Origin of the sequence: Sporosarcina ureae DSM 2281 (genome assembly GCF_000425545.1) — a bacterium.
Taxonomy (GTDB): Bacteria; Bacillota; Bacilli; order Bacillales_A; family Planococcaceae; genus Sporosarcina; species Sporosarcina ureae.
The window spans coordinates 1-24,068 of record NZ_AUDQ01000028.1; the positions used below are offsets into that span (position 1 = coordinate 1).

General features: G+C 35.3%; 21 protein-coding genes. 7 read left to right on the forward strand and 14 right to left on the reverse strand.

The features are described 5' to 3' along the window. The coding region (locus H605_RS0116335; RefSeq protein WP_037562304.1) for a transposase domain-containing protein at positions 1–248 on the forward strand (248 nt) is incomplete at its 5' end. A 234-nt stretch (positions 249–482) separates the two neighbouring features. On the opposite strand, the gene H605_RS0116340 is transcribed toward H605_RS0116335, so the two are convergent. The 3 genes from H605_RS0116340 to H605_RS0116350 all read right to left on the reverse strand — a co-directional run bounded on the left by H605_RS0116340 (position 483) and on the right by H605_RS0116350 (position 1,587). Then, positions 483–914: a hypothetical protein gene (locus H605_RS0116340; RefSeq protein WP_029055173.1), complete on the reverse strand. Its 432-nt coding sequence runs from the start codon at positions 912–914 to the stop codon at positions 483–485. A gap of 94 nt (positions 915–1,008) precedes the next feature. Next, on the reverse strand, positions 1,009–1,233 hold the full coding sequence (locus tag H605_RS0116345; RefSeq protein WP_232321270.1) for a DUF3953 domain-containing protein: 225 nt from the start codon (positions 1,231–1,233) through the stop codon (positions 1,009–1,011). 78 nt (positions 1,234–1,311) lie between these two features. Continuing rightward, a complete protein-coding gene (locus tag H605_RS0116350; protein WP_029055175.1) occupies positions 1,312–1,587 on the reverse strand; it encodes a hypothetical protein in 276 nt (91 codons plus the stop codon). 111 nt (positions 1,588–1,698) lie between these two features. Here H605_RS0116350 and H605_RS19285 point away from each other — a divergent pair, with 111 nt between their 5' ends. Beyond that, positions 1,699–1,974, forward strand: a complete 276-nt coding sequence (locus tag H605_RS19285; protein WP_211225435.1) for a hypothetical protein — start codon at positions 1,699–1,701, stop codon at positions 1,972–1,974. A 35-nt stretch (positions 1,975–2,009) separates the two neighbouring features. On the opposite strand, the gene H605_RS0116360 is transcribed toward H605_RS19285, so the two are convergent. The 4 genes from H605_RS0116360 to H605_RS0116380 all read right to left on the reverse strand — a co-directional run bounded on the left by H605_RS0116360 (position 2,010) and on the right by H605_RS0116380 (position 4,013). Beyond that, entirely contained in the window at positions 2,010–2,294 is a 285-nt protein-coding gene (locus tag H605_RS0116360; protein ID WP_029055177.1) for a hypothetical protein, read from the reverse strand. Positions 2,295–2,687: 393 nt separating this feature from the next. Continuing rightward, positions 2,688–3,137 (reverse strand): hypothetical protein, encoded by a 450-nt coding sequence (locus H605_RS0116370; RefSeq protein WP_155979566.1) that lies wholly within the window; start codon positions 3,135–3,137, stop codon positions 2,688–2,690. A gap of 138 nt (positions 3,138–3,275) precedes the next feature. Further along, positions 3,276–3,515, reverse strand: a complete 240-nt coding sequence (locus H605_RS0116375) for a hypothetical protein (RefSeq protein WP_029055179.1) — start codon at positions 3,513–3,515, stop codon at positions 3,276–3,278. Positions 3,516–3,596: 81 nt separating this feature from the next. Next, entirely contained in the window at positions 3,597–4,013 is a 417-nt protein-coding gene (locus H605_RS0116380) for a hypothetical protein (protein ID WP_029055180.1), read from the reverse strand. Positions 4,014–4,240: 227 nt separating this feature from the next. Here H605_RS0116380 and H605_RS18215 point away from each other — a divergent pair, with 227 nt between their 5' ends. Continuing rightward, on the forward strand, positions 4,241–4,420 hold the full coding sequence (locus tag H605_RS18215) for a hypothetical protein (RefSeq protein WP_037562306.1): 180 nt from the start codon (positions 4,241–4,243) through the stop codon (positions 4,418–4,420). Positions 4,421–4,538: 118 nt separating this feature from the next. Here the strand turns inward: H605_RS18215 and H605_RS0116390 are convergent, their stop codons facing one another. Together H605_RS0116390 and H605_RS0116395 are read right to left on the reverse strand one after the other, a co-directional pair. After that, complete coding sequence (locus tag H605_RS0116390; protein ID WP_029055181.1) at positions 4,539–5,444, reverse strand: chemotaxis protein; 906 nt, start codon at positions 5,442–5,444, stop codon at positions 4,539–4,541. A gap of 146 nt (positions 5,445–5,590) precedes the next feature. Next, on the reverse strand, positions 5,591–7,621 hold the full coding sequence (locus tag H605_RS0116395; RefSeq protein WP_029055182.1) for a putative bifunctional diguanylate cyclase/phosphodiesterase: 2,031 nt from the start codon (positions 7,619–7,621) through the stop codon (positions 5,591–5,593). A 293-nt stretch (positions 7,622–7,914) separates the two neighbouring features. On the opposite strand from H605_RS0116395, the gene H605_RS0116400 reads away from it, so the two are divergent. Beyond that, the gene (locus tag H605_RS0116400; protein ID WP_029055183.1) at positions 7,915–8,241 is read left to right on the forward strand and encodes a nucleoside triphosphate pyrophosphohydrolase; all 327 of its coding nucleotides are present in this window, start codon (positions 7,915–7,917) and stop codon (positions 8,239–8,241) included. Between the two features lie 98 nt (positions 8,242–8,339). Here the strand turns inward: H605_RS0116400 and H605_RS0116405 are convergent, their stop codons facing one another. The 5 genes from H605_RS0116405 to dndB are packed head-to-tail and all read right to left on the reverse strand — an operon-like array spanning position 8,340 to position 14,517. Continuing rightward, positions 8,340–9,458 (reverse strand): cysteine desulfurase family protein, encoded by a 1,119-nt coding sequence (locus H605_RS0116405; protein WP_029055184.1) that lies wholly within the window; start codon positions 9,456–9,458, stop codon positions 8,340–8,342. Beyond that, positions 9,442–9,834: a DNA sulfur modification protein DndE gene (dndE, locus tag H605_RS0116410; RefSeq protein ID WP_029055185.1), complete on the reverse strand. Its 393-nt coding sequence runs from the start codon at positions 9,832–9,834 to the stop codon at positions 9,442–9,444. Before dndE ends, H605_RS0116405 begins: the two co-directional genes overlap by 17 nt. Next, positions 9,831–11,816 carry a DNA sulfur modification protein DndD gene (gene dndD / locus H605_RS0116415; protein ID WP_029055186.1) on the reverse strand — a complete coding sequence of 662 codons (1,986 nt, stop codon included), beginning with the start codon at positions 11,814–11,816 and terminating at the stop codon, positions 9,831–9,833. Before dndD ends, dndE begins: the two co-directional genes overlap by 4 nt. 13 nt (positions 11,817–11,829) lie before the next feature. Beyond that, a complete protein-coding gene (dndC, locus tag H605_RS0116420; RefSeq protein ID WP_029055187.1) occupies positions 11,830–13,422 on the reverse strand; it encodes a DNA phosphorothioation system sulfurtransferase DndC in 1,593 nt (530 codons plus the stop codon). A gap of 3 nt (positions 13,423–13,425) precedes the next feature. Then, entirely contained in the window at positions 13,426–14,517 is a 1,092-nt protein-coding gene (dndB, locus tag H605_RS0116425; RefSeq protein WP_029055188.1) for a DNA sulfur modification protein DndB, read from the reverse strand. Positions 14,518–14,691: 174 nt separating this feature from the next. On the opposite strand from dndB, the gene dptF reads away from it, so the two are divergent. Genes dptF through dptH form a run of 3 tightly spaced genes read left to right on the forward strand, consistent with a single transcriptional unit; the run spans position 14,692 to position 23,775 of the window. Next, entirely contained in the window at positions 14,692–17,001 is a 2,310-nt protein-coding gene (gene dptF / locus H605_RS0116430) for a DNA phosphorothioation-dependent restriction protein DptF (RefSeq protein WP_029055189.1), read from the forward strand. Positions 17,002–17,006: 5 nt separating this feature from the next. Further along, entirely contained in the window at positions 17,007–18,401 is a 1,395-nt protein-coding gene (gene dptG, locus H605_RS0116435) for a DNA phosphorothioation-dependent restriction protein DptG (RefSeq protein WP_029055190.1), read from the forward strand. After that, entirely contained in the window at positions 18,382–23,775 is a 5,394-nt protein-coding gene (gene dptH / locus H605_RS19505) for a DNA phosphorothioation-dependent restriction protein DptH (protein ID WP_051210646.1), read from the forward strand. The genes dptG and dptH overlap by 20 nt, the downstream gene beginning before the upstream one ends. Positions 23,776–24,068: the final 293 nt, after the last annotated feature.

Here is a 24,068-nt window from a genome sequence, read left to right on the forward strand (position 1 = left end):
TAAAGCCTTTTGTAATCGGCAGAAAAAACTGGCTTTTCGCAGTTTCCACAAGAGGTGCTACTTCAAGTGCAATCGCCTATAGTCTCGTAGAGACCGCAAAAGAGAATGGCGTGAATCCTTTCTTCTACTTGCAGTTCCTTTTCGAAGAACTTCCTCAACGTAACCTTGAGAAAATCGCAGAGTTTGAAGACTTAATGCCTTGGTCAAAGACCTTACCAAAGAATTGTTATATCCAATCAAAGAAATAGAAAACGCCCCGAAGAATCTTTATGATCGATTCTTTGGGGCATTTTCTTTTATATGAAACAACGTGTTCACTTTTTGACGCTTACCTTACTATAACTCGCCTTTAATTTATTTTTTCTGCTTACAAATTCTACAAATTGGCCCGATTGCAATATTGGCGCGATTACTTGCAAAGCAATCGCACGCATTTGTTGAATCACTTAAATAGATTTACATAATTAATAACTTAAAAGGGATTAGAAATCATGAAAAGCGTTTAATACATCATCACCTAATGGATGAGCGAATTCTTGGTTTTTCAAAGGTAATATTCCTTCTCTTTCAAGTTCTTGCAGATATTCTTGAAACCCTGTACAAATAGCTAGGATATAATCTTTAAGATTGAATTCATAATTAGATATTCCCTCTGGATAATGACCATGATGTTCAATAAAATGCATTTTCCGATCACTGGAAAATATATAGTAATCAAATTTTCCATCACAATCTATTTTTGCTTCACTAATTTTACCTTTATATAAAGAGGCAAGCGTTAGGAGAATATTAGGGATTGCTATAAACCCTATACCTGATTTAAAACTAAGTAACTGTGTGTCACTCGAAACGTCAAATTGAATATCCCCACCACTGAAATGGATATCAATAAAACATCTATAATTAGAAATCATAAACGCACCTCAATTGTATCTTTTAAAATTAAATAATTTAGCCCGATTGCGGTATTTGAGCATTTGTTTATAAAACAAACGTCCCCCGTTAGTTTCACAAAATATATACCCCAACAAATAATGCAAAACCAGCAGCTAGAAAAAGTCCTAAAGAAGCAGGCTTTCTATTTTGAAATTCAGTAACACCGATGACAGCTGCCATTAATGCCATTAGTAGCAATAGAAAAGGTAATATTTTGCTAGATGTATTTGTTATGAGACCAAAGCTAGCTAATGATATGACGGCCATTATTAAAATTATTTTTAGAGTCTTAATCAAAATCGGCTCCCCCTTTTTGAATAAAATGGCCCTTTTCATGAACGACCTTGTACGGTTAACGCCGCCATTGATAAATTACTATTTTCTTGATAAAACAACATAAGTAGTAGAACAAAGAAAGAGAACTACACCAATCGCAAGCGAAATACTTAAAAAGTTACGTGGCATAAAACCTATGGAAAAAATCAAAAATAGTATAGATGCTACAAAAAAGCGATCTCTCTTTGTTTCTTTATCCACGCGATTCCAATTTAAGAGAACAAGAATATAAGCTAATGGTGCAAAACAAATAGCAATTATTAAAAAAGGTGTTTTTTTAATAAACCAAGGTAATTCGGTTTCTTTATCTTCCAAAAAACCATTACCTACTCTTTACGTTAAAATTTAATGGCTTGATTGAGATACAAACGAAATCGCTTATAAAGCAATCGCAACCGTTTGCGAAATTACTGACTCTTTTGCCATTTGTTAAAAGATATGGAAAAAGTACTAACGAATAATATCAGAAATGAAACACCCAAAATTATTGGTATAAATGTGAACGCATCGATAGTGCTCCCCTCAGTAGTCCAACTTGAAGCACCAGCAGGTCTCGAGAACGTGGTTGCTAAGCCTTCTCCATTAGCTCCAAATATTAAAAATAAAACACCTGAAAATAAAAAAGCAATAGGAATTCCAAACAAGTCTATAATTTTATTTTTCATTTTAATCTCCCCCATACTTAAGAAAATGACTCGTTAATAGCACAAAATTTGTACAACAATCGCGCCCGATTGTTAAAATATGTTTTTTAGCCAAGTTAATATATAAACAAACATAAGTGGTTCAATCAATACAAGACAAAGTAAAATAAGGAAAAAGGACACACCTGATATTATTTTCATTACACCCTTTTCATTTTTGAGAAAAGCGATAAAGCTAAAGATAACACCAAGTACTAAAAAGATAGATCCGACCAGAACAACGGGTTCAATTATTTCACTTGTCATCCAATTGACCACAAATGCTACTAATCCAAAAACTATATAAGCAATTGACCATTTACTAAAAGGTCTTTTCAAGTAAATCAACTCCCTTTTGATAACCACTCATTTGGGCCCGATTGCGATATTGGCGCGATTACTTGTGAAGCAATTGCACCCAATTGTGAAGGGAGCAAGACATTTAACTCTTAGCTTTCTTATTGGTTTTAGTTATCCATTCCACAAAAATAAAAACAAAAAATGCAATGACAGTAAGTCCACTATTGTCACCCCAACGAATTTCTGGTCGGAATAACCACTGTAAAGCCGTTAGAAACACGATGAAAATTAAACAATACGTTAGTGCTCTTTTAAACATATATTCATTCCTTTCCGTTTCAAAAACTGGCCCATTTCCGGCACAGTGCTCATTTAACAACTCCACTAGAAAAACGAATAGTAATATTTAGGAAACCTTTCACTCTCACGGAATTAATCTTTTACAGTCCTAATATCATGTATTGCATTCGTAGTATCGGAGTCTTCCTTTGTGACCTGATGACCTTCTACAAGCGAGATATAATAGTCCTCATTCGATAAAGGATAAAAGTTCTGATCCTCTTGCTCCTTTTCAAAATAGATCGTGTATGTATGTTTGGAATTTGTTTTTAACTCCCAACTTCCGCCTAATTCCATAGCAACATTGGCTGATATTCTATTGGCAGTGTAGCCTTTTTTATCTTCTAACCATTCACCTACAAAGTACTTGTTTTTATCTTGTTCGACCACTAGAATTTCTGTTCCGTCCGTTGTAGTGATCAAGTCAATACTTCCTTTTATTCCTTCGCTTTGAATCAGATCCTCCAAAGCAGCTTCCGGTGTTGGGGAATAATTCGCTTGATTCTCTTCGCTACACGCAGATAATAGTAAAAAACTGGTCATTATTAACATAACAATGAAACGCTTTATGATACTTACCTCCTTCTACTCGTTTAGTTGGCCCGTTTCAGAAGCATTTCAGCTTCCACATAACACACCTCTAGTAGTGAATCGTCAGGACAGTCAATTGACGCGCAAGTCTCAACCATTTTGCTCCTGCTTCTCCCGTTCCTCTCGCTCAAGAATATATCTTTCGTATGCATCCTTCACTCCATCGTACGGATCGACTGGAACTGCATGTTGATGTATTTCCTTCAACAACCAAAACGATCTAAAAATCACTCCAACAATGATGGCAGTTAACGCATACCAACCTATAGGACCGATAAACGCCAAAATGCCTAAAACACCCGCCACCAAAATACACCCTACTAGCTTCATACCCTCTCTCCTCTACATGCATTTCGTATAATTTCTATTAACATAATCGCAGTGACAGATTTTCTGCCACTATCACCTCTTCTATTTTCCTACTCCAATTAACTGAACATGCGTTTCCTCATCATCTTTAAAAACCCGCATATATTCATACGTCCGATCCAATGTAATCTTATATAACTTATATTCATCTTCTGTCGGTTCATCATTCTCCTGCAAGTAAATCTGGAATGAATCTTCATCCGTTCTAATTTCCATATCACCAAATCCTTTTCCACTATCCAGGAAATCTTGATTTAGATACAAATATCGTTTCATTTCGTTTTCTGAGAACATATAGATGCCATTCCCCTCAACATCTTCAGAAGTTTCTATGCCATCAATAAAGCTTTTCACATCTGCATTCACTTCATCGATTGGCACTTCCGAATAAGACAATTGCTTCTCGCCACACCCTACCAACACACTTGCAATGATCAGCAACACGAATAATTTCCTCATTTGATAACCCCCTGTCAGTTTAACTTCAACAGAATTGTATAATTACTTCCAATAAACATACCATTATTTCCAAAGATTACATATGGGTAATTTGATATTCTACAATAAAAACTAGAAATATATTCGATAATTCGCAATCGTCTACTCTACTATGGTAAAATGGAAGTAGAGTCAGATTCTCTTTTTTGAAAAGCACACTAGTTTTTTATTATAAGGAGGAATTGCAAATGGCTAAAGACGACAGAATAGAAATTATTAAAAAGAACGAAATGCGGACGAAGGAAATTTCCAAAATGATTGGTGAAGGCGGAATCGGAGCGGACAAATATTACGATATTAGAAAAAAGATATCTTCTGAAGATGTAACGGAAGTACGCGAGGATTATGGTGCCGCCGACAATAAATAATCTAGTAAATTTACTTCAGTCATTCCATAGAACGACCAACGAGCCACTTTCCTTTAAAACGGAAAGTGGCTCGTGGTTTTACATAAAAAAACCCCCGCATTTGCGCGGAAGTCTGTTTTCACAATATATACTTGTCGATCTTCAATACCAACTCTGCAATTTCTGGCTTACTCACTTGATCGTCCGCTCCAACACTGTCGCCTTTATGTTTCAAGTCATCTGTGATGAGTGAAGAGAAGATGATAACCGGTAGCTCGGTGAGTTTTGGCGTCTCACGAATACGTTTGGTGAAATGATGTCCGTCCATTTGTGGCATCTCGATATCGGTGATAACTAACTGAATGTCCTTCTTCACATCGATACCATCCGCCACTAGCGACTCCAAATAATCAAACGCATCTTTCCCGTTTTCATAAAAGTCGAGATTCGCGTAGCCGGCTTCACTGAGCGTGTCATACAGTAACTTACGCAATAACGGCGAATCTTCCGCTATCAAAATGCGTTTATCCGAACGCTCACGCTTCCCAAGCCTCTTCACTTGCTCCACGTTAATCCCTGCATCCGGATTAATATCCATAATGATCTTTTCAAAATCCAGCAACAACAACATGTCGCCATCGAGCTTGATGACACCAATCACTTGAGAGTTTTCTGCTGCATAAATGCCAGAAGGTTTCTCGATTTGATTCCAAGAAATGCGGTGGATCTGCGTAACGTTATGTACGCGGAAGACGACCGTTTGTTTATTGAAAGCAGCGACGATATACTTAGCATCTTCTGGGTGGCTTGAAGGTGCCATTCCTAAAATTTTCTCCATACTGACGACTGGCAATACTTCCCCGCGCAACTGAATAATTCCTTCCACTGCAAAATGCGCATGTGGAATCGGTGTGATCTTCAATGGCATGATAATTTCCTTTACCTTGATCACGTTAATGCCATAACGATTACCTTGCATCTCAAATCCGACGATCTCCAGCTCATTCGTTCCGCTTTCCAATAAAATACCTGAATCATTGGACAAATCCTTCCACCCTCTCAGACGATATGGTCTATTACTAATGTATGTATTCATAGAATATACAATTCATTGGTGCAATAGAACTAGTATACCACACCAATTGACTATCAATCTATGGCAATATAAATAAATTGACTAATGAAATGGGGTTAGGGGTGTACGAACCCCAGCTTATTCGAATTCGCCAACCACTTTTCGAACTGTGGAACGGTCAACGGCTTCGAGAAATAGTACCCTTGGAAAGTCAAATCTGATTTCATATCAAGCAGGAATTCCACTTGTTCTAGTCTCTCTACCCCTTCGACGACTATGGTCAGATCCATCGGGCACCCGATTGCTATTATGGCATTCAGCACGGCACTTTTCTTCGCTGGCGCTGGTACTCCATCCGTAAAGGACTTATCGATTTTCAATGTCGTAATGGGCATCTGCTGTAAAAAGGACAAAGAAGACACGCCAGTTCCAAAATCATCGAGTGCGATCGAGAATCCATAGCGCCTGAATTGCTTCATTGCAGCAATAGCCTGGGTGGTGGACTTCGCGGTACTCGTTTCCGTTATCTCCAGTTCAATACGGCTGGGGTCAAATCGGTACGCATTGGTTTCTTTCCATAGCAAATTGAGTAAACGCGGTTCCGTCACGTATTCACCGGGAATATTGATCGCTACTTGTGGCACGTGAATGCCTTGCGAATCCCAATTATGAATCTGTCTGCACACTTCGCGAATAATCCAGTCCGTCACTTCGCCCATTCGCCCTTCTTGCTCCAATATTGGAACAAACGTCGCTGGTGGAATGGACCCAAGCTTTGGATGCGTCCAGCGAAGCAATGCTTCCACACCGACAAATTCATGGGTAGCCCCTTTTACTTTCGGTTGATAGACAAGGTAGATATGTCTTTCATCCAACGCCTCGGAAATATCGCGCAAGACATCTTGCTCATATGACTTTCCGTGGATAACGGGGTCAAACGTCAATAATCCCCATTCATGTGACGCGGCCGCTTGTTCGATAACCATCAACGCTTCTTTATACAACGTCTTCACAGACTTGTTCTGATCCGCCTGAGCAAGTCCACATGCATAGCGCATTTCTTGACTCTTAATCGGCAGTAGTTGATCTATTTCACTCTGCATAATTACAAGGTTTTTATAAAAATCTGTGGTACGTCCTGTTTGCTCAACACAGAAGAGAAAACGATTTCCGCTGACGCGATACAGCTGAGCGTAAGAAGGTTTCCACTTTGCAAGCAACGCGCCGATTTGCTTCAAAATCTTATCTCCTTCTGTATAGCCGTATAATTGATTAATACGTGGCAGATCAGGGAAATTCCAAATCGCGACACCTCCCGTTGCGACGTCTTCCGCCAAACAACGCTCCCAATTCCGTCGATTCGGCAATTTCGTCAGCACATCGTAATACCTCAGCCAATAATCGACATAGCGATCAATATAAGACGTCAACAACATCCCAAGAAGTAACAGCCCAACTCCAACACCGATCAACGCATTCATGATCTCCATATGCATAACCGACTCATGTAACGCTTGTCCTTCTTCTATATAATAGTTAGTACCGAATATGCCTAGATAATGCAGAGAAAGTGTTCCAACCGTTAGAAAAAACATGACAAATGCTATCGATAGCGAAATACCTCTCGGGTTGCTAATTTCCCGTAGCGCCAGATAGACCAATAATCCGCCAATCAAGTTCCCCGCAATGAGCAGTTTCCAATCATAAACGATTAAAGCATCCACTATTATCGCTTTCATGCCTAAATATTGCATAGCACTCATACCTTGCGCAATCAATGCAGCTCCTACGGCATGGCGCCAACAGGCTTTCATCGGGCTTCGTACAAGCTGGAACGCAAGTAACGTCGCAAAGAAGATTGGCACTATACAAATGAATGCCCAACCGTAATGCACATGCATTTCAACCGGTAACAAAAGTGAATTCATCGCTAGAAAATGGGTTGCCCAAATCCCGAACGACAATGCAAGTGAAGCCAATAAAAGCCATACTTCGCGTTTAAAAAAGCTAGGTTTTAGCATACGTTCATATAATACGAGTGTGGTATAGGAAGCGAACGCTATCACCAAAACAGATACTAGTATCATTTTTGATGAAAAGGAACCGATTAATTGTAAGTATTCTTTGTAGTCTGGTGTCGAAAACATCCGCTCCACCTCCTCAATCTATAAGATAGGGAAACTCTTAAATTATAATGATTCTAAGTACTCACAACTAACGTTATACAAAATCAAGTGCTTACTATTTATTATTTACTATTTACCTATAGTAGTCAATTACTTTTAAACCGTTTAGGCTATAAGTCTGTTTAAATTTTAAGTGTTATAATAATTATATGATATTTTCTGATAATTAGATAATGAAACCCTTTATGTTGTCACGGAAAATAGCGAATTATGGTAGAATAAAGCAAATCACGGAATTGAAGGAGAGACAACATATGCCTATCTATAACAAACTCGTACGCGACCTCATCCCAAAGATCATCGAAGCCGACGGAAAAACTTGCGTAACGCATACATTGAATGACTCACAATACATAGCTGAAATTAATAATAAGATGCACGAGGAACTAGCAGAGTACGAAGAAGCAACTAACTCGGAAGATGCCGTCGAAGAACTATCCGACTTACTGGAACTCATTCATGCGGCAGCGGCTTATCATGGTGTAACAATAGAGGAACTAGAAGCTGTACGCGCAGAGAAAGCTAAAGCACGTGGCGGCTTTAATGAGAGAATTTATTTGGTGGAAGTGGCGGATGACTAAGCTGCGCCTAAGGGTGAATACAGACATAAAAAGGCACATCGTAAAGAATAATATCTTTATGATGTGCCTTTTATTACTTCGATCCTAATTTTATAGTTTTATAATTCCTTAAAAACATCAAGTTCTTTTTGAGTCGTCAAGGATGATAAAGAAAATCGAATAGAAGATCTGATTTCATCAATAGTGTAACCAGCTGCCGCCAATACGTGAGACGGTTTACTAGCGCTGCAAGCTGATCCAGTAGAAGCGGATACATATGGTGCTAACTGTTTGAGAAGTAATTCGTTATTAACACCTTTAAATTGCACATTTAAGATGCCGGGAATTTTGTCTTTAACATCGCTGTTAAAAGATATACTTTCTCCAAACTTTGTTTGTAATAAATCATGTAGGTAAATTTCATTTTCACCCAAGCTTTTTATAGCATATTGAAGGTTATCATTAGTTATACTCGCTGCTTTTCCCATACCTACAATGTTATGGACAGCCAACGTGCCGCTTCTAATATTACCTTCCTGACCTCCACCATGAAATAAAGGAGTAATTGGAGTTAAGATTCCATATTGATCTTGTTTTAAATAAGCGCATCCTACACCTTTAGGTCCGTGGAACTTATGAGCAGAACAAGATAAAAACGTAATACCTGGATAATCCTCTAAATCTACTTCTAGTTTTCCGATTACCTGTGTAGCATCCGTATGTAAGAATACATTTCTCTTCTTACATACTTCTGATATCGCATTCATATCATTTAAAGAACCTAGCTCATTGTTCCCCCACATAAGACTAACTAAGATCGTTTCTGCCGTTATCTCTCGTTCTAATTGAACAGGATCTATTCTTCCAAAACAATCTGTAGGTAAAAACGTGACATCAAATCCTTTTTCAACAAGAAACTCACATGTCTCCAATACAGATGGATGCTCCGCTGCTGAAGTAATAATATGCTTTCCTTTATGATGATAAAAATCTGCAACACCTTTGATAATCATATTATTACTTTCAGTAGAGCCACTTGTAAATATAACTTCCTCAATAGAACATCCCAATAATTTGGAAACGCGCTCGCGTGACAACTCTATAGCAACTTTAGAATTGTTAGCCTTCTCATAATACTTGCTCGAAGGATTGCCATACTCAGCTAATAAGTAGGGCAACATCTCTTCATAAGCTTCTGTATATATTTTAGTTGTAGCGCTATTATCCAGATACACCATCTTGTTGTCCTCCCATTTCCAAAAGACTTAATAAGAGTTTCTCAAAATTACCTGCATACCTATACTCATTATCCAAGATTGCCATACCTCTCTCAAGATGAGCATTGAATAGATCTGGAAAGTATTCATCTTCTGGCACATTACGCTGAGAATGTTGCTTAATGATAGTTTTATAAACAAAGTCCATTTCTCCAGTAAGGGCATTTCGATGAATTTCTAAGCCACCTCGATTCGTTACGTTCTCCGGAAGCGATGGGTCTTTTAGTGATAAAGCAATAGCAATCCTTGCAAGTATATTCCATGTCAATCCTGTATTAGTTTGTAGAGCAAGTATCTTTTCGCCAGTAGAAGATGAAGTTTTCAGACGGAAGTTCATACCCTTACATCCCCTTTTGTTAGCATCGGTAAGTATTCATGTAAAATAGTAGTCGCTTGATTAGACACCTGGAAATTCAATGTATATTCCTTGGCAAGATATGGCGACAACATTCCATAATACTCTGCATCAATTTCAGAATCTGTTGATAAAATAATTGCCTGTGTGCCTGCATGCGGAATAAAGTCCAATAATACTGCGCGCTTATGATCTTTATCAAGACGCCCCAGAAGCGTATCAAATATAAACGGTACTTCTCTTCCCGAGCACTTAAATATAGCCCAAATCAAAGCTATCAAGAGCATTTGTTTCTCACCAGAAGAAAGAGTGAGCTTATTTAATACTTTTCTATCAGCATCAAGCAGTTCTACCTCGAATGATTCAGTACTAATATCAATTGCATGAATATAATTTTTCTTGCGCAATAGTTTATTAAGCATGAAAAGAGCTTCTCTTTCAACTTCTTGTAGCTTCTTTTGCAGTTGAATTTTCCTGAACTTCTCACTCAATTGTATGATTTTCAAAGCATCTTTAAAGGAGCTATCCGTTTTACTATCAGAAGATATTTGATGTTCCAATTTTTCAACTGTATTATTTATAATTTCAAGTTCTTTTTCAAGTAGCTGATATTCTTTTTGCTCATTATCAATTCTTTCACTAGTTAAAACTAACTCTTTTTGCAGTCTTTCAATTTGAGCTAGTATATCTTCAAATTCTGAAGTTGTATCATTAATTTTTAATTTATCTTTCCACACTCTAATCTGCTGTAACATCGCGGTACTTTCTTGCATTTTCTCTCGAATACTAGTTGGTGAAATTTCTTTCACTTTAATAAAGGTCTGTTCCACCATACTACTGTCTGAAAATGATGCATCATGTATTAATCTTGCAGAACCTTCATTATCTAATGAAGATAACAACGATTCCTTTAAGTTACTTTTATTTTCTTCTGTTTCAGGAAGATTAATTTGCTTAAGAACTGTTTCAAGTTGATCATCACCTAACAAATTATCAAGTTTAGATACAAAGTGGACGGACTCCTCTTTAGCAATTTGTTCGCGTGCATCGCCTAAAATAGAAATAGCCAATTGTAGTGGCAACATATTTGCGGTATAAGATTTGATCTCATCAATTATAGATTTACGGTCTACTTCAAGTTCATGTATTTTCCCAAGAATAGATTCTCTCTCAGCTTTAACGATTCCGCCATTTTGCTCAAAGTCCAGTTTATATTGGTCTATTTCTTCTTGCAAATCTTCCTTATGTTCTTTTAGGATGATTAAGCTATTAGATAGATCATTAGAACGGGTTCTCAGTTCTTTTTGTTTAGTACTCGCCTCTTTTAAATCTACGTGATTTTGATTACTCGATGACAATGACTGACGAGAATACACTTCCAAATCCTCTTCTAAACTTTCAAACCAATTTAATTTAAACACGATCTTGGATAGCGCACTTAAATGAGTAGATAATTCATCGTTATTAACAATGTTCGCTATTTCTTCACCGTCAAAAAGACAAAAGTCTAAAAGCTCTGGAGGAAGCGATTCTCTGAGCTTATTTTGAAAAGTTATTAGCTCTTGTTCGTTTAAATATTGACCATTGAACTGAACTTGAACATATTCACGTACTCTTTCATTCTGTATTTTCCAAGATCTTTTTAATACATAGTTTTTACTTTCAAAGCCTTCATTCATATTTAAGTCCATGGAAATACTGAAAGGCTGAATAGTTCTAGATTCTTTAGCTGCATTATTTAGCATCTGATTAATACGAGAAAAATACTCTTTATTATCGGCTTTATAACCAAAACTAAAAGATCCAAATAATCCTATCTTTATAGAATTTAGTAAAGTCGTTTTCCCAGCGCCATTTTTTCCGCCGATCAATACTACTTTTTTATCAATATCACTTGTAAAATTAAATGTGTTTTCATCCATATAAGGACCAATATTAGAGAGTGTTATATTATTAAATTTCATATGTTCTCCTTACTTACAGATGTAAATAGTCTTGTGTTAATGTTTTTTTAATCTCATTCATCAATCCTCTTCTTACCTTTAGACCAGTGTAATCTTTTTGTATGGAAATCAATTGCTTAACTACATTTAAGTCAACATGGAACTCATCGCATAATAGCTCCAAATCCGAAATTTGATCCTTATCAAACACTGGTTTTTCAACCATTTCCCAATCTTCACCGTGGCCCATAATATCAAAGTATAAAGAGGGTAAGGAATCTTCCCAATCTCCTATCTTCATCCAAATCTTGCGAATCTCTATCAATTCTTCTTTTTTAATGAGTTCAAAATAAGGATCATCTGGATGTTTTACTTCTCGTTGTACAATTAATAATTTCTCTAAGATCTCTTTTCTTGCTTCGAACGTATAAGGACCTAATCCTAGTTGTGCATATTTCAAATTCTCTTCACCGTCGAGACCTTCTTCTTTATAAGTTACTAGTAACTTCTGATCTCCTTCTGCACTCAAATCTATATTATTTTTAGTCAAATACTTATTCAATTCATTTTTGGGGACTATAGTATATTCTTCTAACTTTATTAATTCTTTTCTTCTACTCGCTTTTTTAGGGATAATAACGTATTCGATATCATCAATTGCTTCGACTTTAACTTCTTTAAAATAAATCTGTCCATGTCTTCGATATTTCATTCTTTTTGTGCGATCATCTCTGATACTAGTAAGCCAATTTCTAAAGTCCAGCAAGGGTTTTAACCAATCTTGACCACTCTGGATAAACCCATTCAATGCCTTATCTTCACTTACAACTGTACAAACCCAGCAACCAAACCTACTATTACCGCATGAACCTGCATCTTCTTTTGTTGCTTTATCAATAACTAAAGGACATTCTCCACTATTTGAATCTTGGTATAAGCTATACAGATCATAATTATCGTCACCCCAAGGTGATGCATAATTTAAAAGATAGTCCCAAACATCATCTAAACTAAAATGTCGTATAGGCGCATACACATAAGCATTTGATAAGGTTGAATGTTTCATAAACAATTTACCTTCGACAGCATGTGAGCGCATAGAGTTTCCTCTGCTTGTACTCTCGTCTTCACGAACTCCCAAGATCATAATAACTTCTCCAAAATCAGAAACTTTGTCTATTATAAACTGATTTGCAGGATCAATTTTCAGGCGATCTGTACACCAGCGAAATTGCTGATTAGGTGTTGGATAACCTCGCCCTATGATATTCACCCAAAATGACTGATCCATTTTCGGTTTTACTTTATGAGTTTCTAGTGGTAGCTCACGTTTAAGAGCTTCATCTTGAATGCGACGAAGTGTTTGATTTATTGAATTAATAATTAAAGGTGTTTCTACTAAAGTATCCGATGAAATTACATAGACCTTCTTATGTAACTCGTTTTTCGGCAGCTCACATAGTGCGTCGAAAATTAATTGGACGACTACAGTAGAGTCTTTCCCACCGCTATAACCAATAATCCATGGTCGTGTATCTTCTTTGTAAGCATTTTTAATTTCCTCTATTGCAGTTTTAGCTAAATCATTTTGTTTAGAAAGCATGTTGCTTATTATTCCATTATTCAATGCCTACACCTCCGTTGAAAAACTTTCTTCTAGTGTGATATCGCTAGGTGATAAAGGTAATCCAATCAAAACTTTTATTTTATTCGCAGTTAGACGTACTGTTTGATTGGTCTTTTGTATTCTACCTGTATTGCTAAACGATCTTCCCAACCAATCGTCTGTATTAGATCTACTCCAATCAATGCCTTGAAGCTTGTGAATATAAGTATGCCAGTTTTCTATTTCATTAATTTTCAAATAGTTACCTAGCACCCCTAAAGCCTCTATAAATACGCCATGACCATTAATATAGTTTGCCCGCAGATCTCTTGGTGATAACTTTTTCTCCATAACTAATTGCCATTCAGGGATCGATTCACTCACTACACGCCAATATTCTTTAACATACGCTTCCTCTTCACTCTGGCATAGGTCACCTTTCGTTTTACCGAGAATTTTTAGTGTTGAATTGAACAATTGATTTAAAGCCAAAATCTTTGGAGAGTTTTTAGATAGTGAGACGCGTTCGTTATCTGTGTACCTTTTAAATAAAGGAACATCTTCAACTACCTCTTTAGTTAACAATGCAATTTGATCCCGTTGATCATACAAAATGCCAATTGACGATGTAGTATTAACTGCATGTCTATTTAAATCTGAAAACATTTGCTGTGCTTGTACCAAATCGATATCTCTATAAAAAACAACAGAAATTGATTCATCTGCTAGTTCTGGAGCAATCTTTAAGGCTTCTTCAATAGCTGCACGACGATGTTGCCCGTCATTTATTAGAAACCTAGAATCCATAGATATTTTCAAGTGACCGATATCTTGATTCTGATCTTCTCCATAAGGTATAAATTCACTCTTGCCATCAATCGATGCAGTAATAGAAGAAAATACGTAATCATTTTTATTATCGATAATATAGTTGGTGAGCTCAGGAATCCTGGACTTATTTAAGATTCGTTGTGCTCTATATTGGGCAGGTATTTCTTGCTCATCAAACAGGAATAATTTAGGTATCAATCTTAACGGACACATAACGACATAGTATTCCTTGCTAGCTTGTCTACCTCTTAATGCAGGAAAACTATAATTAAATCCTGTATTCACATATAACCTCTCCTAAATACGTACGTAATAATTACTTCTTATTATAACATCTAATTCAGGTATATTACAGCATTGGATTCGAGTTTGAAAGAGTTTAATACTATAGATTAAAGTGTTAAGCGAAATGTGTTAAGATCGACTTAAATGATCTTGAAATAATATGGAGTTGAAACTATGTATAACGACGAGTCGATTTTTTCGTTTTTAAAAAATGATTGCCCTGAAGCTGCAAAAGCCGCTATTCAAATGGAACAATATATATTTTCAGACCCTGCAACCGCCGGTACTAAAGCTAGAATTGCTGTTGAATTCTTATTGAAAAATGTTTTTATAATAGAAGAAATACAAGAAGGATATAACTTATCCCTTAATGATATGATTTCATACTTATCTACTCAAGACTATATTAGAAGCGAAATAAAGCTTGCATTGGATCAAGTACGTAGAACTGGAAATAAAGCTACACATACTAACGAAATGTCATTGCTTGATGCATTAGGATTGCATAAACAGTTATTTAAGGTTGCTTCTTGGTATTACGAAACGTACGTAACATACGATGGAACAATAAAACCTTATCGTGAGCCACTTCAAAAACCTCCAAGTCTAACTATAGAGGAAATATTTAAAGCTTTTGAAGAAAGAGAACAAGAGACATCAAGTAACACAAAGTCTAACGAAAGTGGGAACAGCTCGCCTTTTACGAAAGCAATAGATGAAACTGCAGCAGTTACAGAGTTGGAAGTTAATCAAGTAGATAATCTTAAATCAACCACTTCTACGCTGAGGGAGCAACTTTCCAAGCTGAAAGATTCTTCCAAAGAGGCAATTGAAAGTGCAAATGAATTAAGTGATTTTAAGAAGTATCTTCACATTGATCGACAAATACAAAAAAGATTAGTCGACTACTTGAAAAACGAGATCCCTCCTAAGCTGATTTTACTTAGCGGAGGCGTAGGTGATGGTAAGTCTCACCTTCTTGCTTACTTAAAAAGTGAACATCAAGATCTCATTTCAGACTTCACAATACACAACGATGCCACCGAGAGTTTTTCTCCAGAGTTAAGCGCATTACAAACATTAGAAAAAATTTTATCTGCCCATAGTGATGATCAAGTAGATATGGTGAATAAACATACTATCGTAGCCATCAACCTGGGTGTACTTCACAATTTTATTAATAGTGATTATGGAGCTAAATTTCAAAATCTGAGAATGTTCGTAGAAGAAAGCGGAGTATTTGAGGATAAGATCGTTCCTTGGTATGCGAATGAAGATCAGAGCACTATTTTATTCAACTTATCGGATAATCATTCTTATGAACTAACAGCAAATGGTCCAACCTCCAGCTTCTATAAAGAAATGCTAAAGAAGGTTTTCGCAGCAGACGAAGCGAATCCATTTTATCTTTCATATAAAAAGGATGTTAAAGAAGATAAAAAGAATTATCTACATGAAAACTATGAGTTTTTACAGAGTCCAGAAATTCAGGAACAGCTAATACAACTTGTTATACAAGCAATCGTGAAATATAAACTTGTGATATCAACACGTGCTTTTTTGAGTTTTATTGCCGATATCCTGATCGGGAACGATAACAATGAAGAGTTAAGAGTTCTAGATCAGATTACTCCAAACATTTTATTTGCAAGTGGTGAAAGGTCTGAACTGTTGAGGGCTATAAGTAATTTAGATCCTATAAATACACGATCCTCAACGGTTGATGATTTACTAATAGACTTACGGCTAAACAATAACTGGGGCTTGGTTCATGAACAAACCGTTTATAATAGTCTTGCTAAACAATGGCTTGAAAACAATTCCCTAAATGAAGATGATCCATTAGATCAAACGTTTAAATATAAGTTCACCTCAATGCTCAGGTGTGCACTTTTGACAAATAAAGAGTTATCAAATGTTTATAGTGACGATTCACTTGGTGATCCTATTTTCAATGAATTTATTATTGATTTATTTCATTTTAATAAAGGTAACAAACAAAAAATAAAGGATTTCTATTCTGTATTCAAATCTATAATGTTTAATTGGAAAGGACAGCCTAAAAAAGGGTTCATTCTAATTAATCAACGAGAAGATCACTATAAACTTGCACAAAGATTTTCACCGCAAGCCAATCCTATTGAATCTACACCATTCATTCAAAATCAAGGAGACGTCTTATATTATTTCAAGACCAATATTAGCATCGCTTTCTTAAAAAGTGAGCAAGGCTATCATTCAAATATTAAGTTAGATATCGATTTTACGTTATATAAGCTACTATACAAGGTTGCTCGTGGCTATAGACCCACTACTGCTGAAGAAGAAATCGCAGTAAACTTTATGGAGTTTATGGAAAAGATGATGAGCGTGGGAGAACGACAAACTGAATTATTGGTAGACTTTCCTGATCAAAATAAGACTTATAAGTTACGTGCTGACGGTTTTGGAAGCTTTAAAGAGATCATATTTGAAAGGGAATAAATGATATGAACAATTACTTAGAAATAGATACATTAAAAAAACTTTATGAAAATAACCACTCTAAGGGAAAAGTCACTGACGTTTTACCTTTTATAAGTAGTAAAACGCCTAAATATAATCATCTTCAATGGATGAATATGATTGGTGAACTAGTGAAGTTAATCACTAAAGTTGAAGTCAATTATAAAAACCTCCCTGAAGATGAATATGAGACTAACTATAATTCTTTAAGTTTGTATGTAGCCGAATCCATTGAATGCGATGATTCAGATACTCGTGAAGATTTAAACAAATTCATTGATGAATATCTTTTTAATAATACTAAAATAAATATAGTGCATCCATTTTTATTTAATTTTATTTCAAGCGAAAAGACAACTAATGAAGAAAATAAATATGCAAATTTCGCTTACGATGTTTTGCTAAATGAAACTGAAGTTTTCTCCAGTTTCTTTAACACAAAAGTTACTACTGACATCTTAAATGAAACAATTGTCAATACTCTAAGTGAACAAATCACCGAAAAACAAAAGCCTAGAAAGCCTGACTTTTTAGGTTTAATTGAAGATCTATCTAAACTGTTTACCGATGATTTAAAGTATTTGATGAAAAATACTCAATATTTTAATGATTCGTTACCACTCTTAACCAATTATTATGTTTTTAATTATTGTTGCCAGCTTATTTATAACTTTGGCGACCATAGAAAGGATTCTTATGATAATACAAAAGCTTTCTATTACTCATTAGAGTGGGAGTCATTAAAAACTGTTAGAAAAGCAGCAAGTGGAGAATTTAGCTATCGAAATATCAAAGAGCGAGCCAAATTATTATTCCCACAATTGCATGCACAATTTCAATTGAGCCATTCTATTTTTAATCTACCTGACGAGAGTGATGTAAGGCCTTTCTTGACCTTCTCTGCATTACGAAACAAGTTAGAACTTAACGATATTTCAGAAGACGACTTTATGTTAAATTTACATGATTGGATAAAAGTTTATTGTGAAATTCAAGGGGTAGATCAACCGGACTTGCCATCAACTTTGAACGAATCTCTACGTACACTAACCCTGTCCATTAACAAAGGTATGAGCCAATCAACAGTCAAAAGATATAGTAGCAATATAGAGAACATTGGTAAAGGCGTATTCCTTAAATCTCGTGGAAGCTTAGGGTTCGTGTTCAATCTTTCTCATGATTTATTAATGCTTTTAATTACAGTATGTGTACGCGATCAACGTATTCCACTTAAAAATCTTTATATTGAACTTGAAAAACGTGGAATCTCCTTAGACTTCAGCTCAAAAAGAGAATTGGTTAAAATGTTAGAAACACATAATTTATTAGACAAAAAAAGTGATAGTGGTGATGCCCAATATGTCAAACCAATACAATAAGTATATAGCGAATATTATTTCCAGCAATTTACAAGAGACAATCCAGCCTGGTGATCGATTCTTTATAAGATTTGAACAAGATTTTGATGTAATTGAGATGTTGAATTCATTTAAAGAAATGAAAGACGCTCAAGACTTTACTTATCATCATAGTCAAGGAACTGAATATCGTACGATTTCAATTTCTATTAACGGAATAAACCTAGTAATCGCTTCTAATACCGGAGGTGTAACCCCAGACTACCTTGTAACTTTAAGAAACCTTGTAGGTGAACAAAATGGTGTCTGGAAAAATACTGCATTACTTACACTACTGGTAGGTCAATTAGATTCTATTGAAGGCGGAAGTAAAAACCTCGAAGTGGAAGGTCTTCCTCTTCACCCTACTACTATTTTTAAAGAACTTGAGTCTGAACTTCAAAACTCTTCCTTAGAAAATTACGAAAAAGTCGTAGTTAGAGATAGTCTAGACATGTTAATCAAAGAGAGTACTGTTCAGAAAGTTTCTTTTTTAGATTTTGTTTCATTGTTTGAAGTTTTACAAAATAAATATATTTCAGATGAAGATTATGCCAGCTTTGGTTTGTTCAAAGATACACAACTAGATACCTATAAAGGCAGTAGTCAAATGACTCGTTTGAATGAAAACAGACGTTTATTCAATGAAGTGAAAGAGGCTCATGAGTATGGCTCTGAAAAAAGCCGACTTGAAGACAACTTCTCCCCAAAGGGCACCGATGTTTTACTAGATGAGAGTTGGGAAAGTACTCCATTCCCATCGGTCATCAAGTTCCATGAAGATTACAAAAAACTGAAAAAAGACAAGAAAATAATCTATCAATATTTTAAAGCAAAAGAAAATGTAGAGATCTGGGATAGATCTCACTCAGATACTACTGCCGGTAAAAGAACTCGATACATCATCGTGTTCAACCCTGAACAATATACTGAAATTAATATTGAAGTAGGTTTTGATATCCAGGGTGATATTAAGTTTAAAAATGAATTTATTACTCAAGAGTCTCCAAGACTATTTAGTACTTCTGGTAATAAGATCAGAGGTAAAATTACAGATGCTTCTTCTTATCAGTTTCACAAAATTATATATAAACATGAAAAGGTCGCGTCATTAGGAGCTTCATTATATGTTTTGGTGCTTCCTATTCCCCCTTCAATGTTAGAGCAAGTAAAATCTAAGTATAAAATTGATAAAAGAAAAGGGGATCTATTATTTGATTACGACGATGACGTACTAATTGGGGATGGGCTTCTTTATAACAAGAAAGAATTCGATATCAGTACAAATAACCAACAAGTTTTAGTTACATCTGATGATTTATTTGACTTGGTACTAACTTTAAATGAATTACCCGATGACGGAAAAGTTTCAGTTAATTTAGAAGTCGAAAACACTAAAATCCCGCTTACTTTTAATAGCGTGCCTAATAAGTCTGTTCCAATTAAAGGCTTTAAATTGTGGCATGATATAAGAGAAAATAATTTAGATGCTGTATGGAATACAGAAAGTGATCGTATTATCTTTGATCATCAGGAGTTTTATTTAGATCCAGAGTACACTAAATATTGGTCATTAGAAAAGCAGTGGATCGAAAACCTACCTATGATGCATGGCAAGCTAGATGGAGATAATTTGAGTCCAATTGATTTAATAATTGGAGACGAATTACGTGAAGCCTATAGTAGGTTCGTGAACATTTTCCACAAGAAAAGTGATTCTAATAATTCATATGTTATACCAAGTTTGGCTACTGTGGACGATGAGTTCATAGAAAGAGCTAATGACTTTATTGAAGCTTATTCCAATGAAATAAATATAGTTAAATCTGATAAGATAGCTGGGAAAAGAAGATTGGATTTATTTAAACTAGGGACATTGATCACTGATCATGAACTTTTATTTACACCCTTTCATCCAATTATGATTGCATATAAATTGGAAATGTATGACAAACTCAAATTTTCGAATATTGACAGAAGTATTCTTAAACGTTTAACACCTGAATCTCTCATTCCTTTTGCATATTTTCCTGACGACACAGATAGTAATAAACTTTTGAGCTCAAGTTATACTTATTCCGTAATGGAATGGTTGTTTTTTGAACCGACAGAAGAAATTAGCGTTTCTGATGCAAGCCAATACTTAGCCAAAGTAGTTTCCGACAAACTAACTCAATTTAAAAAGCATTTTTCTTATTTGTTTTTCGATCAGTCAGTTGCGACATATAGAGTAAATGTTGTGGAAATCGAAAATGATACTGAAGTTTTGATTGGACTGGTTGAGTGGCTATATGCAGAAGCTATCAAGAACGGCGTTCATAACATGACAGATATCGAAGTAACCCTTTATCGTAATACAGAAACAGAATCAGCATTCGACAAATTTCAACGAATTAAAATTGCTCAAGAAATTCGAGATCTATATGATATAAAATTATATGGAATTGATCAGCACGATGAAGACGAAGTGTTGAGAAACATCCAAAATAAAATTAGTTATTACAAGAAGGATATAGATATAGACTTTGATTCGGCTTATGCTCACGTAACTTTCTATAAAATGGATCCTTCTAGTCAATTTGCAATTCAGAAGTCTTCATCTATGCGTACAGGTGTCGCACTTGATGGTTTAAGTTGCTCTGTCCCATCTATGCATGATCAAACGAGTGCAGTATATAAAAGTGGGTTCGGCTTAAAAGGATATGGTACCTATGATTTAAATATGTTATTAGAAACTACTGTGCTAGTTAATGAATTAGCAGCTAATCTTAGTAATAACGGTAACGATACTTATCGTAGTGACGAAGTAATCCTAGCTACCTCTAATACAATTGATGAAGGTAAGTTATCAAAAATTCTTGCTTCTTCTCATTGGGTCACACTAGTTGATCCCATAATAGATCTGGACTTTTTTGAAACCATTAGCGAAGCGATTGTAATACATTATAGCGACCAGTACTCTTCTTCCAGCAAGTTGGATGCCGTTACGATTACGAGTAAATCAGAACAGTATTACAAGGTAATAAAAGACTTCTTGAAGTCAAAAGATGTTGTATCCACTCAAGAACAAATTAACTCTACAGTAAAAGCTTTCAACACTTTTAACGGCGAATGGTTGCTTAAAATAATAGGTAGCAAAGGGCATTACGATCGCGAAAAGCTAAGTATAATATCTGCTATTAAGTATACTTTAGCTTATTATAATCATGAAGATATTTTGTGGGTACCTATTTCTTTAGAGGAGATCTTACGTATTGCTGGAGCTGTTGGTTTAAGTCAAAAAGATGGTGCATTAAGTGCTAAAAATCTTGGTTTAACCGGTTCCCATAGTGATGATTTACTTTTACTTGGATTAGAACAAAGAGATGAACAAAACTTCCTTCATTTCTATCCTATTGAAGTTAAGATTGGAATTAACTCTTCAAATGTAATACAAAAAGCGACAGAGCAAGTGCTGAGTACTTATAAAGGGCTCATGGGAGCCTTCGCCGAAAACTCATTCCGAGAACAATTCCATAAAAACTTTTTCATTGAACTATTTATCTCCAATGCTAAAAAGATTGATAAAAGCGGACTCTGGCCTAGTAAAAATTTCAAGTTATCAGAAGATACTATTGAACAACTTCTAAGAAATAATGTATCTATTGGAGATCATTTGCTTCCTTTCATAGGAAAAGGAGCTATTCTATCATTTAAGAAAGAACAAGCCTATAGAAGTGTTGATTTTAATAGTGAAATTATGCAAATTAATTTAACAGAAGAAGATGGTTACCAGGGCGTAACCAAAGATGTTGATGATATAAGGAAATGGATTGAAAATGAAGATAGCGATTTTAGAAATGACCAATTACTTTCAAAGAAGTATCAGACTCTCATTAACACGGATTCTAAAAATCATATTATCTCGAAAAGTGAGTCAAGTGATTTAGCTACTATGAATATGACTCCGCCAATTATTAATGATAAAAATACCAAAGATTCAAGTGACGCTATAGATATAGAGCATACATCTGCAGCTGAAGTTAATCCTGAATTAAATGATTCCCCTGAAATTACAGCAGCAATTAATATAGAAGAAGTTGCTAGTGCACATGAAATGCCGGAAAGATTTACAAGACAAGAACTTTCAGGAAAAACGAGTGTATCTGAAGCTCATGAAGTAACAAAGAAACCTATTATATTAGATGCACCTGTAGCCCCTTCTGCGTCAGGCTCAAAAAATATAGATTTAAAAAATATTAGGATCAAAATTGGCACTGCGCAAAACTCTAACAAAGAAATATTCTGGGAGTTCGGTAATCCAGGTTTAGCTAACCGTCATTTGTTAATTTCCGGTGGATCCGGACAAGGTAAGACCTATTTCATGCAATGTCTACTATTAGAACAAGCTAGGGCAGGAATATCAAACATTGTAGTAGACTATACAGAAGGGTTTTTACCAAATCAACTAGAACCCGAATTTATTGATTACATGGACAAAGATAAGTTCAAAGTTCAGTGGGTAATACAAGATAAATTACCTATTAATCCATTCAGAAAAAACATGAAAGATCTTGGTGGTATTGAGATTCTGGAGTCTAATGTAGATGTAGCAGAACGCGTAAAAAGTGTTTTTGCAACTGTCTATAGTAATCTGGGAATTCAGCAACAAAACGCTATTTACGAAGCAGTTATAGAGGGTCTTGAAATGTATGAAGATGCAATGACCTTCCTTAAGATGAAGTCTATCCTAGAAGAGGCTGGTACTTCTTACGCTAAAACGGCTCTGTCTACAATTCGTCCCTTAATTGATCGTGATGTCTTTGACTTTAAAACAAAAATAAATTGGGAAGATGTTTTGAATTCTGATGGCGAAGTATTTGTTATTCAATTAACTTCCTATAATCGTGATGTACAATTAATTATTACCGAATTCATCTTGTGGGATTTATGGAACTATTCTGTGCAAAACGGTAATAAAGATAAACCAATGCCTGTTTTGTTAGATGAAGCACAAAATCTAGATTTTGATAAAGCATCACCTTCTGGTAGAATACTTACGGAGGGTAGAAAGTTCGGTTGGTCGGCTTGGTATGCCACTCAATTCTTAAAATCGCAATTAAATTCTGACGAACTAGCACGTCTTCAAAATGCTGCACAAAAAATATATTTTAAACCACCTGAACAAGAATTAACTAATATAGCAAATTCTTTATCGAAAGATCCTGGCGAAAGAAAATTATGGGAGAATAAATTAGCCTCTTTAAAGAAAGGTCAATGTATTGTTCATAGTCCAATACTCAATGATCATGGAGAACTAACAGCATCCAGTCCCATTGTTGTGGATATTACATCGTTAGCAGAACGAATTAATTAAACAAAAAACTCCCGTGGTTACAAAAAACCACGGGAGTTTTTCTAAATTATAGAGAATCTTAAATCGTCTAATGAAGTACGGGAAGCTTTAATTTGCATTAAAATTTCTAAGCCATTTTCAATATAACACTGCATATACGTTTTCATTTCTTCATTATCGATACTCTTTTTTTGTTGCTGAATAATTAGATGTTTAAATGTAAGCGTCAAAAAGTGAACACGTTGTTTCATATAAAAGAAAATGCCCCAAAGAATCGATCATAAAGATTCTTCGGGGCGTTTTCTATTTCTTTG

Coding starts and splice junctions, on each gene's coding strand:
- dptH (WP_051210646.1), top strand. CDS start 18,382: ATGTCAAACCAATACAATAAGTATATAGCGAATATTATTTCCAGCAAT.
- dptF (WP_029055189.1), top strand. CDS start 14,692: ATGTATAACGACGAGTCGATTTTTTCGTTTTTAAAAAATGATTGCCCT.
- H605_RS0116340 (WP_029055173.1), bottom strand. CDS start 914: ATGATTTCTAATTATAGATGTTTTATTGATATCCATTTCAGTGGTGGG.
- H605_RS18215 (WP_037562306.1), top strand. CDS start 4,241: ATGGCTAAAGACGACAGAATAGAAATTATTAAAAAGAACGAAATGCGG.
- H605_RS0116375 (WP_029055179.1), bottom strand. CDS start 3,515: ATGAAGCTAGTAGGGTGTATTTTGGTGGCGGGTGTTTTAGGCATTTTG.
- H605_RS0116405 (WP_029055184.1), bottom strand. CDS start 9,458: ATGGTGTATCTGGATAATAGCGCTACAACTAAAATATATACAGAAGCT.
- H605_RS0116400 (WP_029055183.1), top strand. CDS start 7,915: ATGCCTATCTATAACAAACTCGTACGCGACCTCATCCCAAAGATCATC.
- H605_RS0116370 (WP_155979566.1), bottom strand. CDS start 3,137: ATGACCAGTTTTTTACTATTATCTGCGTGTAGCGAAGAGAATCAAGCG.
- dndD (WP_029055186.1), bottom strand. CDS start 11,816: ATGAAATTTAATAATATAACACTCTCTAATATTGGTCCTTATATGGAT.
- H605_RS0116380 (WP_029055180.1), bottom strand. CDS start 4,013: ATGAGGAAATTATTCGTGTTGCTGATCATTGCAAGTGTGTTGGTAGGG.
- H605_RS0116395 (WP_029055182.1), bottom strand. CDS start 7,621: ATGTTTTCGACACCAGACTACAAAGAATACTTACAATTAATCGGTTCC.
- dndE (WP_029055185.1), bottom strand. CDS start 9,834: ATGAACTTCCGTCTGAAAACTTCATCTTCTACTGGCGAAAAGATACTT.
- dptG (WP_029055190.1), top strand. CDS start 17,007: ATGAACAATTACTTAGAAATAGATACATTAAAAAAACTTTATGAAAAT.